The 19,926-nt window shown below is 59.4% G+C and carries 17 protein-coding genes; 15 read left to right on the top strand and 2 right to left on the bottom strand.

The genetic code is table 11. From position 1 onward, the window contains the following. Window positions 1-2 precede the first annotated feature (2 nt). On the top strand, window positions 3-1,601 hold the full coding sequence (locus ACM6I0_RS09820) for an ABC transporter permease (protein ID WP_414922535.1): 1,599 nt from the start codon (window positions 3-5) through the stop codon (window positions 1,599-1,601). Continuing rightward, the gene (locus ACM6I0_RS09815) at window positions 1,598-2,668 is read left to right on the top strand and encodes an ABC transporter ATP-binding protein (protein WP_285434158.1); all 1,071 of its coding nucleotides are present in this window, start codon (window positions 1,598-1,600) and stop codon (window positions 2,666-2,668) included. Before ACM6I0_RS09820 ends, ACM6I0_RS09815 begins: the two co-directional genes overlap by 4 nt. 10 nt (window positions 2,669-2,678) lie before the next feature. On the opposite strand, the gene xerC is transcribed toward ACM6I0_RS09815, so the two are convergent. Beyond that, on the bottom strand, window positions 2,679-3,569 hold the full coding sequence (xerC, locus tag ACM6I0_RS09810) for a tyrosine recombinase XerC (protein WP_285434197.1): 891 nt from the start codon (window positions 3,567-3,569) through the stop codon (window positions 2,679-2,681). A gap of 436 nt (window positions 3,570-4,005) precedes the next feature. Between xerC and arnB the strand changes: the two genes are divergently transcribed. The 9 genes from arnB to ACM6I0_RS09765 are packed head-to-tail and all read left to right on the top strand — an operon-like array spanning window position 4,006 to window position 14,413. Further along, window positions 4,006-5,154, top strand: a complete 1,149-nt coding sequence (arnB, locus tag ACM6I0_RS09805; RefSeq protein WP_414922143.1) for a UDP-4-amino-4-deoxy-L-arabinose aminotransferase — start codon at window positions 4,006-4,008, stop codon at window positions 5,152-5,154. Beyond that, window positions 5,151-6,170 (top strand): undecaprenyl-phosphate 4-deoxy-4-formamido-L-arabinose transferase, encoded by a 1,020-nt coding sequence (arnC, locus tag ACM6I0_RS09800; protein WP_414922142.1) that lies wholly within the window; start codon window positions 5,151-5,153, stop codon window positions 6,168-6,170. The genes arnB and arnC overlap by 4 nt, the downstream gene beginning before the upstream one ends. Next, entirely contained in the window at window positions 6,167-8,173 is a 2,007-nt protein-coding gene (gene arnA / locus ACM6I0_RS09795) for a bifunctional UDP-4-amino-4-deoxy-L-arabinose formyltransferase/UDP-glucuronic acid oxidase ArnA (protein ID WP_414922141.1), read from the top strand. The genes arnC and arnA overlap by 4 nt, the downstream gene beginning before the upstream one ends. Continuing rightward, entirely contained in the window at window positions 8,173-9,057 is an 885-nt protein-coding gene (arnD, locus tag ACM6I0_RS09790) for a 4-deoxy-4-formamido-L-arabinose-phosphoundecaprenol deformylase (RefSeq protein WP_414922140.1), read from the top strand. Before arnA ends, arnD begins: the two co-directional genes overlap by 1 nt. Next, window positions 9,054-10,703 (top strand): lipid IV(A) 4-amino-4-deoxy-L-arabinosyltransferase, encoded by a 1,650-nt coding sequence (gene arnT, locus ACM6I0_RS09785; protein WP_414922139.1) that lies wholly within the window; start codon window positions 9,054-9,056, stop codon window positions 10,701-10,703. Before arnD ends, arnT begins: the two co-directional genes overlap by 4 nt. After that, window positions 10,700-11,044, top strand: a complete 345-nt coding sequence (arnE, locus tag ACM6I0_RS09780; RefSeq protein WP_414922138.1) for a 4-amino-4-deoxy-L-arabinose-phosphoundecaprenol flippase subunit ArnE — start codon at window positions 10,700-10,702, stop codon at window positions 11,042-11,044. The genes arnT and arnE overlap by 4 nt, the downstream gene beginning before the upstream one ends. Then, on the top strand, window positions 11,041-11,442 hold the full coding sequence (gene arnF, locus ACM6I0_RS09775) for a 4-amino-4-deoxy-L-arabinose-phosphoundecaprenol flippase subunit ArnF (protein ID WP_285434148.1): 402 nt from the start codon (window positions 11,041-11,043) through the stop codon (window positions 11,440-11,442). The genes arnE and arnF overlap by 4 nt, the downstream gene beginning before the upstream one ends. Further along, on the top strand, window positions 11,439-12,818 hold the full coding sequence (locus ACM6I0_RS09770) for a UDP-glucose dehydrogenase family protein (protein ID WP_414922137.1): 1,380 nt from the start codon (window positions 11,439-11,441) through the stop codon (window positions 12,816-12,818). Before arnF ends, ACM6I0_RS09770 begins: the two co-directional genes overlap by 4 nt. Then, window positions 12,815-14,413 (top strand): ArnT family glycosyltransferase, encoded by a 1,599-nt coding sequence (locus tag ACM6I0_RS09765; protein ID WP_414922136.1) that lies wholly within the window; start codon window positions 12,815-12,817, stop codon window positions 14,411-14,413. Before ACM6I0_RS09770 ends, ACM6I0_RS09765 begins: the two co-directional genes overlap by 4 nt. Window positions 14,414-14,465: 52 nt before the next feature. Here ACM6I0_RS09765 and ACM6I0_RS09760 read toward each other — a convergent pair whose 3' ends face one another. Then, complete coding sequence (locus ACM6I0_RS09760) at window positions 14,466-15,431, bottom strand: LysR family transcriptional regulator (RefSeq protein ID WP_285434144.1); 966 nt, start codon at window positions 15,429-15,431, stop codon at window positions 14,466-14,468. A gap of 296 nt (window positions 15,432-15,727) precedes the next feature. On the opposite strand from ACM6I0_RS09760, the gene argH reads away from it, so the two are divergent. From argH to ACM6I0_RS09740, 4 genes are all read left to right on the top strand, one after another. After that, window positions 15,728-17,155 carry an argininosuccinate lyase gene (argH, locus tag ACM6I0_RS09755; RefSeq protein WP_414922135.1) on the top strand — a complete coding sequence of 476 codons (1,428 nt, stop codon included), beginning with the start codon at window positions 15,728-15,730 and terminating at the stop codon, window positions 17,153-17,155. 149 nt (window positions 17,156-17,304) lie between these two features. Next, window positions 17,305-18,183, top strand: a complete 879-nt coding sequence (locus ACM6I0_RS09750; RefSeq protein ID WP_285434142.1) for an amino acid ABC transporter permease — start codon at window positions 17,305-17,307, stop codon at window positions 18,181-18,183. Window positions 18,184-18,193: 10 nt separating this feature from the next. Next, window positions 18,194-18,958, top strand: a complete 765-nt coding sequence (locus ACM6I0_RS09745; RefSeq protein ID WP_208668100.1) for an amino acid ABC transporter ATP-binding protein — start codon at window positions 18,194-18,196, stop codon at window positions 18,956-18,958. A 38-nt stretch (window positions 18,959-18,996) separates the two neighbouring features. Beyond that, entirely contained in the window at window positions 18,997-19,821 is an 825-nt protein-coding gene (locus ACM6I0_RS09740; RefSeq protein WP_285434141.1) for an ABC transporter substrate-binding protein, read from the top strand. Window positions 19,822-19,926: the final 105 nt, after the last annotated feature.

Genomic DNA, 19,926 nt, shown 5'->3' with positions numbered 1-19,926 from the left:
TGATACCTGAAACACTGCCCGCAAATTTACCTGCGGCGATTCCCGACAACCTGCGCAGACGCCCCCGCGGCCTCTTCGCAGGTCGCGGTGGCGCGTGGGTCATCGGTTTGTCGGTGCTGGTTTCGCTGCTGGCACTGATGCCGATTGCCTTTGTCATCGGGGTCTCGATCCAGACCGGCTGGGCAACGCTGGTGCCGCTGGTGTTTCGGCCACGGGTGGGCGAATTGCTGATCAACACCGTGTTGCTGGTGGTGATCACGATTCCCCTGTGCATTGCGCTTGGCCTGGCCCTGGCCTGGCTGACGGAACGCACCAACCTGCCGGGGCGACGTGCCTGGTCGTTGCTGGCGACCGCCCCGCTGGCGGTGCCGGCCTTCGTGCACAGTTATGCATGGGTCAGCCTGGTGCCGCCGATACACGGGCTATTTGCCGGGGTGCTGGTCTCGGTGATCGCCTATTTCCCGTTTCTGTATTTGCCTGTCGCCGCAACGTTGCGGCGGCTCGACCCGGCCATCGAAGACGTGGCCGAATCGATGGGACTCAAGCCTTGGGCGATCTTTATTCGCGTGGTGCTGCCGCAGCTGCGTCTGGCCATCTGTGGCGGCGCATTGCTGGTGGGCCTGCACCTGCTGGCCGAATACGGTCTGTACGCGATGATCCGCTTTGACACCTTCACCACGGCGATCTTCGATCAGTTCAAATCGACCTTCAACGGTCCCGCCGCGCACATGCTGGCCAGTGTGCTCGCCCTGTGCTGCCTGGCGATGCTGACCGCCGAATCGGCTGCTCGCGGCTCGGCGCGTTACGCCCGGGTCGGCTCCGGCAGCGCGCGTGAGCAACGGGTTGTACGCCTGGGCGCAGGATCGACGGCTCTCGCGCTGACGCTGCAAATCAGCACCTGCGTGCTGGCGCTCGGTGTTCCGTTGATTACGTTGGGCAAATGGCTGATAGCGGGAGGCGCACAGGTCTGGAACCTGGCCGAGTTGATGCCCGCGCTTGAACAAACCCTGCTGCTGGGGGCCGCAGGCGCGGCGCTCACCACCTGCGCGGCCATCCCGATTGCGTGGCTGTCGATTCGTTCTCCCGGTCGTCTGCAACGCCTGCTGGAAAGCTGCAACTACATCACCAGCTCGTTGCCCGGTATCGTCGTGGCACTGGCCCTGGTGACCGTGACCATTCATTTCGCCCGACCGATATACCAGACCACCATCACGGTGCTGCTGGCGTACCTGCTGATGTTCTTGCCGCGCGCCCTGGTCAGTTTGCGCGCAGGAATCGCGCAAGCACCTGTAGAACTGGAAAACATAGCGCGCAGCCTCGGCCGCTCGCCCGCGCAGGCCTTGTGGCTGGTCACCCTGCGCCTGGCCGCCCCCGGTGCAGCCGCCGGTGCAGCGCTGGTGTTTCTGGCGATCACCAACGAGCTGACCGCGACCCTGTTGCTCGCGCCCAATGGCACCCGCACCCTGGCCACTGGCTTCTGGGCGCTGACCAGTGAAATCGACTACGTCGCCGCAGCGCCCTATGCCCTGCTGATGATCCTGCTGTCGCTCCCGTTGACCGGACTCCTCTATCACCAATCCAAACGAACGGCTGGCCGATGAACGCTCTTGAACTCCATTCGATCTCCAAGTTCTACGGCTCCCAGCGGGCCTTGGAAAACGTCAGTCTGTCGGTGCCGACTGGCAGCCGAACGGTGATTGTCGGCCCTTCCGGCTCCGGTAAAACCACGCTGTTGCGGATGATCGCCGGCTTCGAGTTCCCGGACACCGGCAGCCTCTCGCTTAACGGTCAGATATTGGTCGATGAGACCCACGAAGTCCCGGCGCATCAGCGTTTGATTGGCTATGTCCCACAGGATGGCGCCCTGTTTCCGCACATGACCGTGGCCGCCAACATCGGTTTTGGGCTGTCCACCAAAGGTGAGGCAAAGCAGCAACGTATCGCCGAATTGATGGACAGCGTGGCCCTGGACGCAAAAATGGCCAATCGTTGGCCCCATGAACTGTCCGGCGGCCAACAACAGCGAGTGGCGCTGGCACGAGCCCTGGCGCAGCAGCCGCGCCTGATGCTGCTCGACGAGCCGTTCTCGGCACTCGATACCGGCCTTCGCGGCGCCATGCGCAAAATGGTGGCGCGATTGCTGAGCGATGCCGGCGTGACCACCATTCTGGTCACCCATGACCAGAGTGAAGCGTTGTCGTTCGCCGATCAGTTGGCGGTCATGCGCGATGGTCGCCTGGTTCAGTCAGGCCATCCGCTGGACCTCTACCGTTATCCCGACGATGAACAGACGGCGCTGTTTCTCGGTGATGCCGTGGTCATGCCCGCCAGAATCGAAGCCGGGTGGGCCCATTGCGATCTGGGGCGCATACCGGTCAACAACCACAGGAACAACAACTCAGCGCAGATCATGTTGCGCCCCGAGCAACTGCAACTGATCAGCATCCAGCCCAGTCCTGCCGAAGGTCCCGGGTGTCGCGCCGTGGTGACCGACCGGGATTTCAGCGGCAACACCTGCACCTTGACCGTGGAATTGCAGCCTTCAACGGCTGGCGAACAGCCAGGCCGGTCCTTGATGGTGCGCAGCTCCGGCATGTATGCACCGCCCGCCGGCAGTGCAGTTCACGTCTCGACGATTGGCCACGCCCACGTTTTGGGTGAGTCCTGATTTCACCCCGTCAAAGATCGAACCGGTCCACCGCCCGCCGCCGCTCGTTGTCGTCACGCACATCGTAGTTGGCGGTGGTCTGGATGTTGCTGTGGTGCGCAAGTTTCTGCGCGATCGACAGGTCGAACTCCTCGATCACCCGGGTAATGAACGAACGGCGGAAATCATGCGGCATGATTTTCACGCCGACCTGCGCACCACGTTGCCGGGCGATGTAATAGATCGCATGTTTGGTGATGCGCTCGCGAGTGATGTGACTGCCACGGCGGATTCGGTTGAACAGGAACGGATCGTCCACTTCACCTTCCTTGAGCAGCGAACGGCGCAGCTCCAGCCAGTCCTGCAACTTGGCAAAGGCCCAGGCCGGCGCGTATTTGATCAATTGCTTGTTGCCCTTGGCCGTGACCCGCAAGCTGCGTTCGGCGAAGTCCACCTGTGACAGGTCGAGGTTCACCGACTCGGACTTGCGCATCCCCGAACCATACAAAATCCCGATGATCGCCGCGTCTCTCAACCCTTGTGGACGTGGGTCCGCCGCGCAAACCGCCATGAGCTCTTGAATCAGCGAGCGCCTGAGGTTGCGGCCCTGGGACAACCGCGTACCGGCGATGCCCTTGACCGAACGCATTTTCAGCAAGTGTTCCTGGCTGATCAGACTCATGCGCCACGCTTCGTTCATCACCCCACGCACTGCGTTGACGTAGAGTGAGGAAGTGTTCGGCGCGTAACCGTCCGCGCGCAATGCCGCCACCAGCGCAATGACATTGTCAGGTTGAAGCTGATGCCAGGGAATCTCCTCGACATTCATGTCCTCGAACCCCAAACGGTCCGCTGCATCCTGCAAAACGTAGCGCATGGTCAACTGACTGGACGGCGCCAGTCGGGCGAGGTAGACGGTCATCGGGTTGGTTTTTGAAGCGGCGGTATCGGTGATAGGTAAGTCAGTCAAACGTAACGGCCTTGATTGGGAATCACTTGAACAAAACAACTAAGGGTTGCAACAATATTTATCTAACGCGAGACACTTGTGCGGGAATGTTCTTCGAAGAAGCAGGATGAGCGGCGTAAGCCTGAACAGTGCCTGTATGACTTCCAGATAAACGATTACTCGACCGGCTTTTCATGTTCCTTTCACAAAATCTGGCATAACCTTGATTGATCTGGAAAAAGTCTGCTCCTCGCCCAAACTGCCGACACAAACGACAAAAGTCAATTGAGGTCGCGCATCGCGATGCTGATACAAGTAATTGATGCAGCGCTGATTTTTAGTCTAAGCTTTCGTTGGATCCAACGAATCAGCGCTGAACGTCCGTAATTTTTTCAACCCCGAGGTGCCAATGAGTCAGGCTTTTCTCCCCTTCTCCCGCCCGAGTATCGGCGATGAAGAAATTGCCGCCGTAGAGCAAGTATTGCGCTCTGGCTGGATCACGACCGGGCCGAAAAACCAGGAACTGGAAGAGCAATTTGCTCATTACGTGGGCTGCCGTCACGCCGTGGCACTTTCCTCGGCCACTGGCGCGATGCATATCACGTTGCTGGCGCTGGGAATCGGTCCAGGGGATGAAGTCATCACACCGTCCCAGACCTGGGTGTCCACTGCCAACATGATTTGCCTGCTGGGCGCCACACCCGTATTCGTCGACGTTGACCGCGACACGCTGATGAGCGACGTGGCCAGCATCGAAGCGGCCATCACCCCGCGCACCAAGGCAATCATTCCGGTGCATTACGCGGGTGCCGCATTTGATCTGGACCCGCTTTACGCGCTGGCCGACAAGCACGGCATTACGGTTATCGAAGACGCCGCCCATGCAGCCGGCACCCTCTACAAAGGTCGCCATGTCGGCGCCCAAGGCACCGCAATTTTCTCGTTCCACGCGATCAAGAACATGACCTGCGCCGAAGGCGCGATGTTCGTCAGTGACGATGAAGCCCTCGCCAATCGAGTGCGCATGCTCAAGTTTCACGGCCTCGGCGTTGATGCCTACGACCGCCTGACCCATGGCAGAAAACCTCAAGCACAAGTGATTGAGCCGGGTTTCAAATACAACCTGGCCGATATCAACGCCGCCATTGCCCTGGTACAACTCAAGCGCCTTGACGAGATCAACGCCAAGCGTACCGAACTGGCCCAGACCTACCTGAAACGTCTGGAAGGCTCCAAGGCACTGCCGTTGGTCATGCCGACCTACCCGCAGCAACACGCCTGGCACCTGTTCATCCTGCGCATTGACGCCGAGCGCTGCGGTCTGGATCGCGAAGCCTTCATGAAGGCCTTGCAGGAGCAGAACATCGGCACCGGCATTCATTTCATCGCAACGCACTTGCACACCTACTACCGTCAGCGCTTTCCTGACATCTATCTCCCCAACACCGAATGGAACTCGGCGCGTCTGTGCTCGATTCCGTTATTCCCCGACATGACCACCGACGATGTCAACCGTGTCGTCGATGCCATTGAAAACACACTGGACACACGCCTGTGAAACCGTATCCGATCCATTGCGTGTCGATCGTCATCCCGGTCTACAACGAGCAAGACAGCCTGCCGGAGTTGCTGCGACGCACCGAAGCGGCATGCGAGCAACTGAACCATGACTATGAAATCGTCCTGGTCGATGACGGTAGCCGCGACGACTCCGCGCAAATCCTTGAAGAAGCCGCCCAGCGTGAGTCCAGCAAGGTGGTCGCGGTCATTCTCAACCGCAACTACGGCCAGCACGCCGCAATCATGGCCGGTTTCGAACAGTGCAAAGGCGACGTAGTCATCACGCTCGACGCCGACCTGCAGAACCCTCCGGAAGAAATTCCGCGCCTGGTCGCCCAGGCCGAACTCGGTTACGACGTCGTCGCCACGGTCCGCAGCAATCGCCAGGATTCGGCCATGCGCCGCTGGCCTTCGAAGCTGATCAACCTCGCCGTGCAGCGCTCCACCGGCGTTGCAATGAGCGACTACGGCTGCATGCTGAGGGCCTATCGTCGGACCATCGTCGACGCCATGCTCGCCTGCCGTGAGCGCAGCACGTTCATCCCGATTCTGGCCAACAGTTTCGCCCGGCACACCACGGAAATCCTGGTGATGCACGCCGAGCGCGAGCACGGCGAGTCCAAGTACAGCCCGATGCGTCTGGTCAACCTGATGTTCGACCTGATCACGTGCATGACCACCACGCCGTTGCGGCTGCTGAGCATTGTCGGCTTCGCCATGGCAGCACTCGGCGTGTTGTTTGCCACCGCGCTGATTGTCCTGCGCCTGGCCTTCGGCGCCAGCTGGGCAGGCCACGGCACGTTCGTGCTGTTCGCCGTGTTGTTCGTGTTCACCGGCGGGCAATTTATCGGCATGGGACTGTTGGGTGAATACCTGGGCCGCATGTACAGCGATGTCCGCGCACGCCCACGTTTCTTCATCGAAAAAGTTCTGCGTAGCCAACCTGCCACGCCAGTTTCCGTTGTCACTGTTGACGGCCTCACTTCCACTTCTTCAGATCAGGTTCTCTCATGAGCGCAAAAGCTGTTGTCTTCGCCTATCACGATATTGGCTGTGCCGGCATCGAATCCTTGCTCGACTCGGGTTTCGACATCGCCGCGGTGTTTACCCATGCCGATGATCCGAAGGAAAACGCCTTTTACGGCTCTGTAGCGCAACTGTGCGCGCGCAAAGGCATCCCGGTGCATGCACCGGAAGACGCCAACCATCCACTGTGGATCGAGCGCATCAGCAAACTCAATCCTGAATATCTGTTTTCTTTCTACTACCGCAACCTGTTGGGCGAACCGCTGTTGGCCACGGCCAGCAAAGGCGCATTCAACCTGCACGGTTCGTTGCTGCCGCGCTATCGCGGTCGCGCACCGGCCAACTGGGTGCTGGTCAATGGTGAAACCGAAACCGGCGTGACCTTGCACCGCATGGTCAAGCGCGCCGACGCTGGCGCAATCCTGGCCCAGAAAAAAGTTGCGATCGAGCGCAGCGACACCGCACTGACCCTGCACGGAAAATTGCGCCAGGCCGCCTCCGACCTGCTGCACGACACCCTGCCTCAGCTGCTTGCCGGCAAAGCTGTCGAAACGCCGCAGGACGAATCCAAAGCCACCGTGTTCGGCCGCCGCACCGCTGCCGACGGCAAGATCGAATGGAAACGCCCGGCTGAAGAACTGTTCAACCTGGTCCGTGCTGTCACCCAACCTTACCCGGGCGCGTTCTGCGACGTGGGCGAACACAAACTGATTGTCTGGAGCGCAGAAGTCGCCAAGGGCAATGAAGGTCAGAAACCAGGACGAGTCATCAGCGTCGATCCACTGCGCATCGCGTGTGGCGAAGATTCGCTGGTAATCACCTCCGGCCAGCGCAACGAAACCGGCTTGTACCTGAGTGGCCCGCAACTGTCCAACGAACTGGGCCTGGTCGACGGCTCCATGCTGCGCGGCGCCGAGTCCGGCCGCGGCCCGCGTCGCACCCGAGTACTGATCCTCGGTGTGAACGGCTTCATCGGCAATCACTTGTCCGAGCGTCTGCTGCGTGACGACCGCTACGAAGTGTACGGCCTGGACATCGGTTCGGACGCCATCGAGCGTCTGCGTAAACACCCGCGCTTCCACTTCGTCGAAGGCGACATCAGCATTCACTCCGAGTGGATCGAATACCACATCAAGAAGTGCGACGTGGTTCTGCCGCTGGTGGCCATTGCCACCCCGATCGAATACACCCGTAACCCGCTGCGCGTGTTCGAGCTCGACTTCGAAGAGAACCTGAAGCTGGTTCGTTACTGCGTCAAGTACAACAAGCGCGTGATCTTCCCGTCGACTTCCGAAGTCTATGGCATGTGCCAGGATCAGAACTTCGACGAAGACACCTCCAACCTCATCGTCGGTCCGATCAACAAGCAGCGCTGGATCTACTCGGTCTCCAAGCAACTGCTTGACCGGGTCATCTGGGCCTATGGCCAGAAAGGCCTGAACTTCACCCTGTTCCGTCCGTTCAACTGGATGGGGCCACGCCTGGACCGTCTGGACTCGGCGCGTATCGGCAGCTCGCGTGCGATCACTCAATTGATCCTGAACCTGGTGGAAGGCACGCCGATCCGCTTGTTCGACGGCGGTGAACAAAAACGCTGCTTTACTGACATCGCCGACGGCGTTGAAGCACTGGCACGGATCATCGACAACGATAACGATGCCTGCAACGGCCAGATCATCAACATCGGTAACCCGGACAACGAAGCCAGCATTCGTCAGTTGGGCGAAGAGCTGCTGCGTCAGTTCGAAGCTCACCCATTGCGCGACAACTTCCCGCCGTTCGCCGGCTTCCGCGATGTAGAAAGCAAAGCGTTCTACGGCACCGGCTATCAGGACGTGTCCCACCGCAAACCGAGCGTCGCCAACGCCAAGCGCCTGCTGGGCTGGACGCCGACTGTAGAGATGAGCGAAACCATCGGCAATACACTGGACTTCTTCCTGCGTGAGGCCATGCTTGAAATCTCGGAGTCCTCCAAAGAAGAATCACGCTGATGCAGGCAGGCCTTCGAATCGATGTAGACACTTACCGAGGCACCCGTGAGGGGGTGCCTCGTCTGCTTGAAATCCTCGATGAAGCGCAGGTCAAGGCAACGTTTTTCTTCAGTGTCGGACCGGACAACATGGGGCGCCATTTATGGCGCCTCATCCGCCCGCAATTTCTCTGGAAAATGTTGCGTTCCAACGCCGCGGGCCTGTATGGCTGGGACATCTTGCTGGCCGGTACGGCCTGGCCTGGCAAACCGATTGGCCGTGACCTCGGCCACTTGATGCGCCAGGCCCAGGCAGCCGGGCACGAGGTTGGCCTGCACGCCTGGGATCACCATGGCTGGCAGGCCAATGCCGGACGCTGGAGCGACGCGCAGCTGATCGAACAGATCCGCATGGGCGTGGATACCCTCAGCGATATCCTCGGGCAAAAAGTCGAGTGTTCGGCGTCCGCCGGTTGGCGTGCGGATGAACGGGTGATAGAGGCCAAAGAGGCGTTCGGCTTTCGCTATAACAGCGACTGTCGTGGCCAAAACCTGTTTCGGCCGATCCTGGCCGAGGGTGGTTTGGCTGCCCCGCAAATCCCGGTCGACCTGCCGACTTTCGATGAAGTGGTGGGCCCAGTGGTGGCCGCCAAGGATTTCAACGCGTTCATTCTCGATCGATTCAAACCAGAGAACCTCAACGTCTACACTATTCATGCCGAAGTAGAAGGGATTCTGATGGCTAACGATTTCCGTCAATTGCTGGCCGATGCACGCCAGCGTGACATTCGTTTTACACCCTTGGGCAATCTGTTGCCCGAGACCCTTGCCACCTTGCCAACGGGCCGTGTCGTGCGCGGCAATCTCGATGGCCGAGAAGGCTGGCTCGGAGTGCAACACGCATGAGTAATCGCTTGGCATTACCGCTGTTGCTGGGGATTTTCCTGTTGGCCTACTTGTTGCCATTGGGCAGCCACGGTTTATGGATTCCCGATGAAACCCGCTACGCCCAGATCAGCCAGGACATGCTCCTGAGTGGCAACTGGGTGTCGCCGCATTTCATGAGCCTGCGCTATTTCGAAAAACCGGTAGCGGGTTACTGGATGATTGCCGCCAGCCAGGCGCTGTTTGGTCAGAACCTGTTTGGTGTGCGCTTCGCCTCGGCCCTGAGCATGGGCCTTAGCGTATTGCTGTGCTTCCTGGTCGCCCGTCGACTGTGGAACGATCCGCGCAAGAGCTTTGCCTGTGCGCTGCTGTACATGAGTCTGACGGTGATCGCCGCTCAGGCCGGTTACGCCAATCTCGATCCTCAATTCACCTTTTGGGTCAACCTGAGTCTGGTCGCGTTGTGGTTTGCGCTGGACAGCACTGACCGCACACACCGTTTGATCGGCTGGGTGGTGCTGGGACTCGCCTGCGGCATGGGTTTCATGACCAAGGGGTTTCTCGCCTGGTTGCTGCCGGTGCTCGTCGCCCTGCCCTGGATGATCTGGCAAAAACGTTGGCGTGAGCTGCTGATCTACGGTCCGCTGGGGATTGCCGTGGCCATTGCGGTCAGCTTGCCGTGGGTCCTGGCGGTGCACGCGCAAGAACCTGATTACTGGCGCTTCTTCTTCTGGCATGAGCACATTCGCCGCTTTGCCGGTGACGATGCCCAGCATGACGCGCCGTGGTGGTTTTATCTGCCGTTGCTGGTCGGTTTCAGTTTGCCATGGGTGGCGTTACTGCCTCCCGCGCTGAAGCAGGCGTGGCAAAGCCGCAAGCAGGCTCACATCGGCTTCCTGTTGCTGTGGCTGCTGATGCCGCTGCTGTTTTTCAGCCTGAGCAAAGGAAAACTGCCGAGTTATATCCTGCCGTGCCTGCTGCCATTGGCGTTGCTGCTGGGTAATGCGCTGGCTGACCGGCTCAAGCTGGAACAGGGTCGGGCGATTGGACTCAACGGTTTGCTCAACCTGATCCTGGGCGTGACCCTCCTGCTCGCGCTGGTCTACCTGCAACTGAAAAAGCCGCTGTACGACCATGAATTGCACAATCTGGTATTGGTATTCATCGGCCTGATCGGCTGGATCATGGCGAACTTGCTGCAAGCCTTCCGCCCCCTGCAATGCTGGGCTGCACCGGCATTCGGCAGCCTGCTGCTGATCGGACTGTTGCCCGCCGGGCTGCCCAATTCGGTGGTGTCCAACAAGACGCCTGACCAGTTCATACTGCATCACGTCGACGAACTGGCGCAGACCGGTAAATTGTTGAGCAACGATCTTGGCGCTGCTTCGGCCCTGGCCTGGCGCCTGAAACGCCCCGACGTTGCGTTGTACAACACGGTAGGCGAGCTGAAATACGGACTTGCCTATCCTGATAGCTCGAAGCAACGAGTGGACACCGACAGCGTACAAGAATGGATTCGCGAAGCGCGTCGCAACGGTTCTGTCGGCGTGGTGATGCGGGTCAAGGGTGACGATGAACTGCAAGAAATCGAGCTCTTGCCCAAAGACGGCAAACGTTATGAACAAGGCAACCTGGTCATTCTGATCTTCCCTCAAGGTGCGTCATGAGCCTGCTACTGCTCCTGGTCGCGTGCCTGCTGACCTGTCTGGGCCAGATCGCCCAGAAGTACGCCGTCGAGAGCTGGCGCGCCAAGCCGTCTGGCTGGGGCGAGAAATTGTGCTCGCCCTGGCTTTGGCTGGCACTCGCCTCGTTGGGATTTGGCCTGCTCGTCTGGTTGCTGGTGCTGCAGCGCCTTGAAGTCGGCATTGCCTATCCAATGCTGAGCATCAATTTCGTGCTGATTACTCTGGTTGCACGTTTTGTCTTTCACGAAACCATCGACCGTCGCCACTGGCTGGGTGTAGCCCTGGTCATTGGTGGTGTCGTTCTGCTGGGGCAACACGCATGAGCCGGCGCCGTGGAATTACCTTCGCCATGGGCAGCGTGCTGCTCGTGAGCGCGGCCCAGCTGGGCATGCGCTGGAGCATGACGCACCTGCCGTCACCCGATGCCTGGCTCAGCGCCCCCCTTGATAAACTGGCCATCGCCGTGGTGTTTACCGCGATTGTGGCCTATGCAATGTCGATGCTCTGCTGGCTCGCCGCCCTGCGTGATCTGCCGCTGGGCCGGGCCTATTCGCTGCTGAGCATCAGCTATGCGCTGGTGTACCTGCTGGCCGCCAGCCTGCCGTTTTTCAACGAAACATTCAGTCTTTCTAAGACTCTGGGGGTGGCCTTGGTCATGCTCGGGGTCATCACCATCAACACACGTCCAGTTAGCGCGCCCGAACTCAGGAGTGCATCATGAAAATCAGTGTATTTGGAAGCGGTTATGTGGGTCTGGTGCAGGCAGCCGTTCTGGCTGAGGTTGGCCACGACGTGGTCTGCATGGACATCGACGCAAAGAAAGTCGAACTGCTGAAACAAGGCCATGTGAGCATTTTCGAACCGGGGCTTGCTGCCCTCGTTCGCGAAAGCCTGGAAGCCAAACGCTTGCATTTCACCACCGACGAAAAACTCGCCGTGCAGCATGGTCAGGTGCTGTTTATCGCGGTCGGCACGCCGTCCCAAGAGGACGGATCGGCGGACTTGAGCTACGTGTTCTCGGTAGGCGAAGCGGTTGCGCGCCATCGTGAGCAACCGGTGATTCTGGTGGAAAAATCCACTGTGCCAGTGGGTACTGGCGACGCGTTGCGGGCACACATGGACAAGTGCCTGGTCAAAATCGACCGAAAGCTGCAGTTCGATATCGTCTCCAACCCCGAGTTTCTGAAAGAAGGCTCGGCGGTTGCCGATTGCCGCCGGCCAGACCGGATCATCGTTGGCTGTGAACGTGATGAAGTGCGCGACGTAATGCGCGACCTCTACTCGCCGTTCAACCGCAACCACGACCGCATCATGTTCATGGACCTGCGCAGCGCCGAGCTGACCAAGTACGCCGCCAACTGCATGCTGGCGACCAAGATCAGCTTCATCAACCAGATCGCCGAACTGGCCGAGCACCTCGGTGCCGACATCGAATCGGTGCGTCTGGGCATCGGCGCCGACTCGCGCATCGGTTACCACTTCATCTACCCCGGCTGCGGTTATGGCGGCTCGTGTTTCCCCAAAGACATGCGCGCGTTGATCCATAGCGCCAAAGAAGCGCACTGCTCCAGCGATCTGCTGCAAGCGGTGGAGGCCATCAACCAACGGCAAAAGAACAAGCTGTTCGATCGCATCAACGCTTTTTACAAGGGCGACCTGGCTGGCAAAACCTTCGCCGTGTGGGGCCTGGCGTTCAAACCGAACACCGACGACATGCGTGATGCGCCGAGCCGGGTTCTCCTGGAATCGCTGTGGGCCGCCGGCGCCAGCGTGCGCGCGTTCGACCCGGAAGCCATGCAGGAGACCCAGCAGCTGTACCCGAACGAATCGAAGCTGATGCTGATGGGCACTCCGGAATCGGTGCTGTCCGGTGCTGACGCGCTGGTCATCTGTACCGAGTGGCAACAGTTCAAGGCTCCGGATTTCGATCTGATCCAAGAGCGGTTGAATGCACCGGTAATCTTTGACGGGCGCAATCTCTACGATGCCGAACGCTTGGCACGCAGTGGTTTCATGTACTTCCCGATGGGCCGTGGAGAGTCGCGCAAACTGCCGATTCCTCTGCAGCAGTGGCCTGCTAAACAAGGCGTCGCTTGACCGCCCTATCGCCTCCTGTTCGTCGGCAGTCGCTGGTTCTAGGGCTGCTGGCGCTGCTGTTGTTCATTGCAGGGGTGTATCAGCAGACAGTCATCGGTTTTGATTCGCGGTTCATTTTGTTTGCCCAAGAGATGCTGCGTCATGGGCCAACGGTTTTTCCGACTTCCTATGGCCAGCCCTACGCTGACTATTCGGCGGTCTCAACGCTCTTCATCTGGCTGCTGTCGTTGCCCTTTGGGCACATCAACAGCCTGACAGCCTGGTTGCCGAGCGCGTTGGCGGCGGCGGTGATCGTCGCGCTGATGTACCGTTTGCTGGCGCCCTACTCCCCTCGTTGGGCGCTGCTAAGCATCGCGATGCTGCTGTTGACGAGTACCTTCATCACCGAAACCCGTGCGGTATCCCAGGATCTGATCCTCGCCGCCGTGGCTTTTGCTGTGTTTTATCTGGGTTACGCTGCCGATCATTTCGGCGCGCGACGTCGCTGGCTGCTGATCTTTACCCTGCTGCTCTTGGGGTTCGGCGTTCGTGGGCCGATCGGTCTGGTGGTGCCAACCGGCATGTTGTGCAGCTATTTCCTGCTCAATCGGCAATGGCAGCGCCTGTTCGGATTCGGCCTGTTAGCGGCGCTTCTGCTGACAGTGTGCGTCGGTGCCGTGTTGTGGTTGGCGGAAGCCATCGGCGGCCCGGACTTCATGCATGACGTGGTGCGCATGCAGTTCCTGGGGCGCATGGACGGTAGCGAAGGCGTCAGCGGTTCGCTGTATTACTTCACCAGTTCGCTCGGCAACTACGCGCTTGCGTATCCGCTGGCTCTGCTGGCATTGGCTGCGGTCTGTCTGACGAATCCACGTCAGGCGAGCCCCGAGCTGCGCTTGTTGCAATACTGCACGGCAGCGGCGCTGATCGTAATGGTCGGGCTGTCGATCCCCCAGGCGAAGAAAGCCCGCTACCTGCTACCGATGGTGCCTATGGCGGCGATCATTGCGGCGTATCCCTTTCAGGTAGCACAGGGTCGGTTGTTTGCGTGGTTGCGCGGGTTGATGCAAGCCGTGTGGTTGCTGATGCCGGTGCTGTTGGGCGTTCTATTGCTGGTTCTCCATCGACGTTATCCCGAAGAACTGCCTTCGATTACCGGCATATTGATCTTTCTCGTTGCGCTGCAAGCGATTGCCGTGGCGACATTTTTCAGACCGCGATGGCAGGCACAGGTGTTGGCGTTGTGTGCGGTGCTGGCATTGTGGACGGTTTACATCGTGGTATACGAACCGGTCGAACGCAGCCTTTATGACACCCAATCCTTTAGCCGTGCCGCCTTCGCGCTCGTACAGAAAGAACCAGCGCCGCTGGTGATGCACGGGATGGGCAAGGATGCCAAGGCGATCAAGTTCATGGTCAATATCGAACAGGACCTGCAACCGGTGTTTACCGAATCGGCACAGGAACTGGAGAGTATTCAGGGGCCCGCATGGCTAATGATGGACCGCCACTATTACAACGCCTTGAAAGGCACTGCCTTGGGCAACTTGGAACCGGCATTAAGTGGGCGTTTCGATAAAAACGACTTCATATTGCTGCACTTGCTCAAACCATAAACCCGCCAAAAACAAGCCCCGGGAATCGTTGTCTGCTCATCGGGGCTTATCATCAAACCGGCGCCTTCAGATCAACCCCCAACGCCTGCGCAAACGCTTTAACCAGCGGACTGCGCACGGTGTTGTGGCGCAGGATCAAATTGAACGGCGTGACGAGGCTTATCAGGTCCGGACGCACCGCCCGAAGCAGCCCTTGAGCCACCATCGAGGCGGCGTAATGCTGAGGCAGAAAACCGACGAATCGCCCGGTCTTGATCAACAGCGCCACGGCTTCCACCTGAGTGGCTGACGCCGAAAAACTGTCGTAGTGAGCAAAATTCAGCTTGTCGCGATGAATCGCGTAGCGGTGGTTCACACACTCGTGATCCTTGAGCACCTGGCTGCCGATTTCAGCGTCCGGCACCGAAAACAACGGGTGACCGACCGCGCAGTAAACTTCCGAACGTTCTTCATACAGCGCATAGTAATCAAACTCTTCGCGCTTCTGATAAACCGGGACAATACCGGCCACTAACCGACCTTCTACAACGCCTCGTTCCACTTCATCCAGTTGTGAGGCCTGAAGTTGAAACCTTACTTTCGGCGACGTTTCATTAATGTGCCTAAGCGCTGCAACTAACGGTGAATTAGGGTCGGAAATTGTATTGTCGATAACCCCCACACCCAAGTCACCAATAAGTTCATTTTGTGCCGAACTAAGCCGATCGCGAAAGTTGTCGACCGAGGCAAATAAATCGATGGACGCCTGGTACACAAGACGCCCTTCTTCGGTCAGGTGAAACCCTTCCCGCCCTCGGGTGCACAAGCGCATGCCAATGCGAATTTCAAGGTCGGAGATCTGTTTGCTGATGGCTGCCAGCCCCACATTCAGCTCGTTCTGAGCCGCACTAAAGCCCCCCGCTTCGACCACCGCCTTGAATACTTTGAGCAATTTGAAATCCAGCCCACTGAGGGCCAACGGTGCCCGATGTACCGTTTTCGGTGGCGGGTTTCCGGAATTGGAAAGTGGGGTTTCCATAATGCTTATTTACCTCTGGCGCGCTATTCAACAACCTGTGTCCAACAACAAAAACATAGCTGGCCAATAATAATGAACACAGAAAACCAGGCTTGGCAACCGCTAATAATTTCCGAACTTCAGTGCCAACTCACTGATTTCGAACCATTAAAAGCTGACACTTCGATCAGTTCTCGCCCTTTCGCAACTGCCCCTTTTGAAACCTGCTTTGGCCCCATCACGCCCGATTGATTCGTGGCGCGATTTCAGGCCCTGGCACACCGATTTCAGTTCGCTTACCGACGAGGAAAACAACAATGTCTCAAACCACCGACCGTCTCTGGGGTGCTCGCTTCAAAAGCGGTCCGTCCGAAGCCCTGGCGGCCCTGTCCCGTTGCCCCGAGCGCTACTTTCGCCTCACCCCTTACGACCTGGCCGGCTCCAAGGCGCATGCCCGTGAACTGCAACGCGCCGGACTGTTGAGCGAGCAGGAAACCCTGACCATGCTCGACGCCCTGCAACGCATCGGCGATGACTTTCGCGCCGGCAGCATCGCGCCGACCCTGGACGACGAAGACGTCCACACCTTTATCGAACGCCTGCTGACTGAACGCCTCGGCCCACTGGGCGGCAAACTGCGCGCCGGCCGCTCGCGCAACGATCAGACGGCCAACGACCTGCGCCTGTTCCTGCGCGATCATGTGCGCACCCTGGCCGTTGAAGTGCTGGCCTTGCAGCAAGCCCTGGTGGAGCAGGCCGAGCAACACATCGAAAGCATCTGCCCCGGTTTCACTCACCTGCAACAAGCACAGCCCATCGTCTTCGCTCACCACTTGCTGGCTCACGCCCAATCGATGCTGCGCGACGTACAACGCCTGGTCGACTGGGACGTGCGCACCTCCTTGTCGCCACTGGGTGCCGCGGCCATGGCCGGTTCCGCCATCGCGCGCTTGCCGCAGCAGTCGGCCAAGGAAATGGGTTACAGCGGCGTCTGCGAAAACTCCATCGACGCCGTGGCCAGCCGCGATCACGTCGCCGAATTCCTGTTTATCGCCAGCATGCTCGGGATCAACATCTCCCGCCTCGCCGAAGAGTTTTGCCTGTGGTCGTCGCGCCAGTTCCGCTGGGTCGCGCTGGACGATGCCTACGCCACCGGCAGTTCGATCATGCCGCAGAAGAAGAACCCGGACATCGCCGAACTGGCCCGTGGCAAGGCCGGCCGACTGATAGGCAACCTGACCGGTTTGCTGTCGACCCTCAAGTCCCTGCCGCTGTCGTACAACCGCGACTTGAGCGAAGACAAGAACGGCGTGCTCGACAGCGTCGACACCCTGCTGCTGGTGCTGCCGGCGATGGCCGGGATGGTCGCGACCATGAAGGTCAACGTTGAAGAACTGCGGCGTCAGGCGCCATTGGGCTTCACCCTCGCCACCGAAGTTGCCGACTGGCTGGCCATGCGCGGCGTGCCGTTCAAGGAAGCTCACGAAATCACCGGTGCGCTGGTCCAGGCCTGTGAGAAACACGACCTCGAATTATGGGAAGCGTCCCCGGCGCTGCTGGCCGAGATCGACCCGCGCCTCACCGCCGAGGTGCGCGACAGCCTGACCCTGGAAGCTGCCATTGCTGCCCGCAGTGGTTGGGGCGGCACGGCGCCGCAACAGGTTCGCGAACAGATCGGCCGCCTGAAAACCGCGCTCGCCGCCCAGCAAGCGTGGACCGAAAACTATCAGGGGTTCCGCCTCTAAAGCAGTACGCAAAACCTGTGGGAGCGGGCTTGCCCGCGATAGCGGTATTACATTCAACAGAGATGTCGACTGACCCGCCGCCATCGCGAGCAAGCTCGCTCCCACAGGGATTGAGTCGGACCTGAAACACCCGCTTACGGAGAAACAACATGAGCCAGACTCAGGCAGAACGACTCCAGTCGGAGCGCAAACTGGCGGAAAACCAGTTCGATATCACCCAGTACGATCACGTGCCACGGCGTTACTACGGGCGGATCTTTTTCGCCACGTTGATCGTCATTGCGATCATCGGCCTGGTGCGCGCCTTCGCCGAAGGCAAGATCGAATGGTCATACATCGGCCAGTTCCTCACCTCCCAGGCCATCATGTGGGGCTTGCTCAACACCATCGTCATGGCGGTGCTGGCGATGGCGCTGGGCATTGTCTTCGGGGTGATCACCGCAATCATGCGCATGTCGGCCAACCCGATCCTGCGCTACGTGGCGGTGACCTACACCTGGCTGTTCCGCGGCACACCGCTGATCCTGCAACTGCTGTTGTGGTTCAACCTGGCGCTGATCTTTCCCACCATCGGCATTCCCGGCGTGTTCGAGATGGACACCGTGAGCCTGATGACGCCATTCGTGGCCGCCCTCCTCGGCTTGAGCATCAACCAGGGCGCCTACACCGCCGAAGTGGTGCGCGCCGGCCTGCTCTCGGTCGACACCGGTCAGTACGAAGCGGCCAAGTCGATCGGCATGCCGCGCTTGCAAGCGCTGCGCCGGATCATCCTGCCGCAAGCGATGCGGATCATCATTCCGCCGGTCGGCAACGAGTTCATCGGCATGGTGAAAATGACCTCCCTGGCGAGCGTCATCCAGTACTCGGAACTGCTCTACAACGCGCAAAACATCTACTACGCCAATGCCCGGGTCATGGAGCTTTTGATCGTCGCCGGTATCTGGTACCTGGCCACCGTCACCGTGCTGTCCTTCGGTCAAAGTCGTCTGGAGCGTCGTTTCGCCCGCGGCGCCGGCAAGCGTTCTTGAGGAGCCCAACATGAGAAGCATCGTCAAGGCCGTGAGCCTGAACAAATATTACGACCAGTTCCACGCGCTCAAAGACATCAACATCGAAGTCGAGCAAGGCGAAGTGCTGTGCATCATCGGCCCGTCCGGGTCCGGCAAAAGCACCTTGCTGCGTTGCGTCAACCAGCTGGAAAAGATCGACAAGGGCGGCCTTTGGGTCGACGGCGAACTGGTCGGTTACCGCATCGCCGGCAACAAACTGCACGAACTCAATGAATCGCAAATTGCCCGTCAGCGGCTGGCCACCGGCATGGTGTTCCAGCGTTTCAACCTGTTCCCGCACATGACGGTGCTGCAAAACATCATCGAAGGGCCGTGCCAGGTGCTCAAGCGTTCGCCCAAAGAGGCGACCGAAGAAGCCGTGGAACTGCTCGCCCGCGTCGGCCTGGCCGACAAGCGCAACAGCTACCCGATCGAACTCTCGGGTGGTCAGCAACAACGCGTCGCCATTGCTCGCGCATTGGCCATGCGACCCAAGCTGATGCTGTTCGATGAACCCACTTCGGCACTCGACCCGGAACTGGTCGGTGAGGTGCTGTCGGTGATGCGCGATCTGGCGCAAACCGGCATGACCATGATCGTCGTCACCCATGAACTGGGCTTCGCCCGTGAGGTTTCCAACCGCATGGTGTTCATGGACGGCGGGCAGATCGTGGAGGCTGGAAGCCCCGAAGAAATACTAATAAGTCCGCAAAACCCACGCACCCAAAGCTTCATTTCTGCCGTTCGAACCTAAGCGCCGGCTGGCGTAACAACACTCATAAGAGAACGACCATGAAGAACTTCGTTATCCCCGCAGTACTCGCAGGCCTGATGGCTTCCAGCTTCACCATGGCCGCCGAATTGCCGGCCAGCATCAAGGCCAAGGGCGAGATCGTCGTCGCGATCATGCCGAACTACCCGCCGATGGATTTCAAGGACCCGGCCACCAACACCCTCACCGGCCTCGATTACGACCTGGGTAACGCCCTGGCCGAGCGTCTGGGCGTGAAGATCAAATGGCAGGAAACCGGCTTCGAGCAAATGATCAATGCGCTGACCACCGACCGCGTGGACATGGTGCTGTCGGGCATGACCGACACCGCGGAGCGTCAGGCCAGCGTGACTTTCGTCGACTACTTCACCAGCGGTCCACAGTTCTACACGCTGCAAAAGAACAAGGACTTCAACGAGATCACTGACCTGTGCGGCAAGAAAGTCGGCACCAGCCGCCGCACCACCTTCCCGGCAGAAATCGCCGAGTGGAGCAAGGCCAACTGCGAAGCCGCCGGCAAGCCTGCGATCAATGTGATCGGCACCGAAGGTTCGGCCGATGCCCGTGCGCAACTGCGTCAGAGTCGTATCGATGCCGCGATGCAGGGCAGCGAAACCCTGCCGTACCTCAAGACCCAGGAAAAGGACATGTACAAAACCGTTGGCCTGCCGATCTCGCAGCAGTTCACCGGCCTTGGCGTGAGCAAGAAAAAGCCTGAGTTGAGTGAAGCCGTGAAGGTCGCGCTGCAAAGCATGATCGACGACGGCACGTACCAGACCATCCTGAAGAAATGGGACCTGGAACTGGGCGCGATCAAAACCGTGACCGTTAACGCCGGCAAGTAATGCTTGCCCTGTAGGAGTGAGCCTGCTCGCGATGGGGCCGTGTCAGTCGACATCTTTGTTTAATGACACACCGCTATCGCGAGCAGGCTCGCTCCCACAGGGTTT

The organism is Pseudomonas sp. IT-P294 (assembly GCF_949767865.1).
Lineage (GTDB): Bacteria > Pseudomonadota > Gammaproteobacteria > Pseudomonadales > Pseudomonadaceae > Aquipseudomonas.
Note: the sequence above shows the minus strand (reverse complement) of the source record. Positions and strands in the feature narration are given on the sequence as shown.

Bases quoted from the DNA above. Each gene is read 5' to 3' on its own strand.
- ACM6I0_RS09745 (WP_208668100.1), top strand. From the start codon at position 18,194: ATGAGAAGCATCGTCAAGGCCGTGAGCCTGAACAAATATTACGACCAG.
- arnA (WP_414922141.1), top strand. From the start codon at position 6,167: ATGAGCGCAAAAGCTGTTGTCTTCGCCTATCACGATATTGGCTGTGCC.
- ACM6I0_RS09815 (WP_285434158.1), top strand. From the start codon at position 1,598: ATGAACGCTCTTGAACTCCATTCGATCTCCAAGTTCTACGGCTCCCAG.
- arnB (WP_414922143.1), top strand. From the start codon at position 4,006: ATGAGTCAGGCTTTTCTCCCCTTCTCCCGCCCGAGTATCGGCGATGAA.
- arnE (WP_414922138.1), top strand. From the start codon at position 10,700: ATGAGCCTGCTACTGCTCCTGGTCGCGTGCCTGCTGACCTGTCTGGGC.
- arnF (WP_285434148.1), top strand. From the start codon at position 11,041: ATGAGCCGGCGCCGTGGAATTACCTTCGCCATGGGCAGCGTGCTGCTC.
- argH (WP_414922135.1), top strand. From the start codon at position 15,728: ATGTCTCAAACCACCGACCGTCTCTGGGGTGCTCGCTTCAAAAGCGGT.
- arnD (WP_414922140.1), top strand. From the start codon at position 8,173: ATGCAGGCAGGCCTTCGAATCGATGTAGACACTTACCGAGGCACCCGT.
- ACM6I0_RS09750 (WP_285434142.1), top strand. From the start codon at position 17,305: ATGAGCCAGACTCAGGCAGAACGACTCCAGTCGGAGCGCAAACTGGCG.
- arnT (WP_414922139.1), top strand. From the start codon at position 9,054: ATGAGTAATCGCTTGGCATTACCGCTGTTGCTGGGGATTTTCCTGTTG.
- ACM6I0_RS09770 (WP_414922137.1), top strand. From the start codon at position 11,439: ATGAAAATCAGTGTATTTGGAAGCGGTTATGTGGGTCTGGTGCAGGCA.
- xerC (WP_285434197.1), bottom strand. From the start codon at position 3,569: ATGACCGTCTACCTCGCCCGACTGGCGCCGTCCAGTCAGTTGACCATG.
- ACM6I0_RS09740 (WP_285434141.1), top strand. From the start codon at position 18,997: ATGAAGAACTTCGTTATCCCCGCAGTACTCGCAGGCCTGATGGCTTCC.
- ACM6I0_RS09760 (WP_285434144.1), bottom strand. From the start codon at position 15,431: ATGGAAACCCCACTTTCCAATTCCGGAAACCCGCCACCGAAAACGGTA.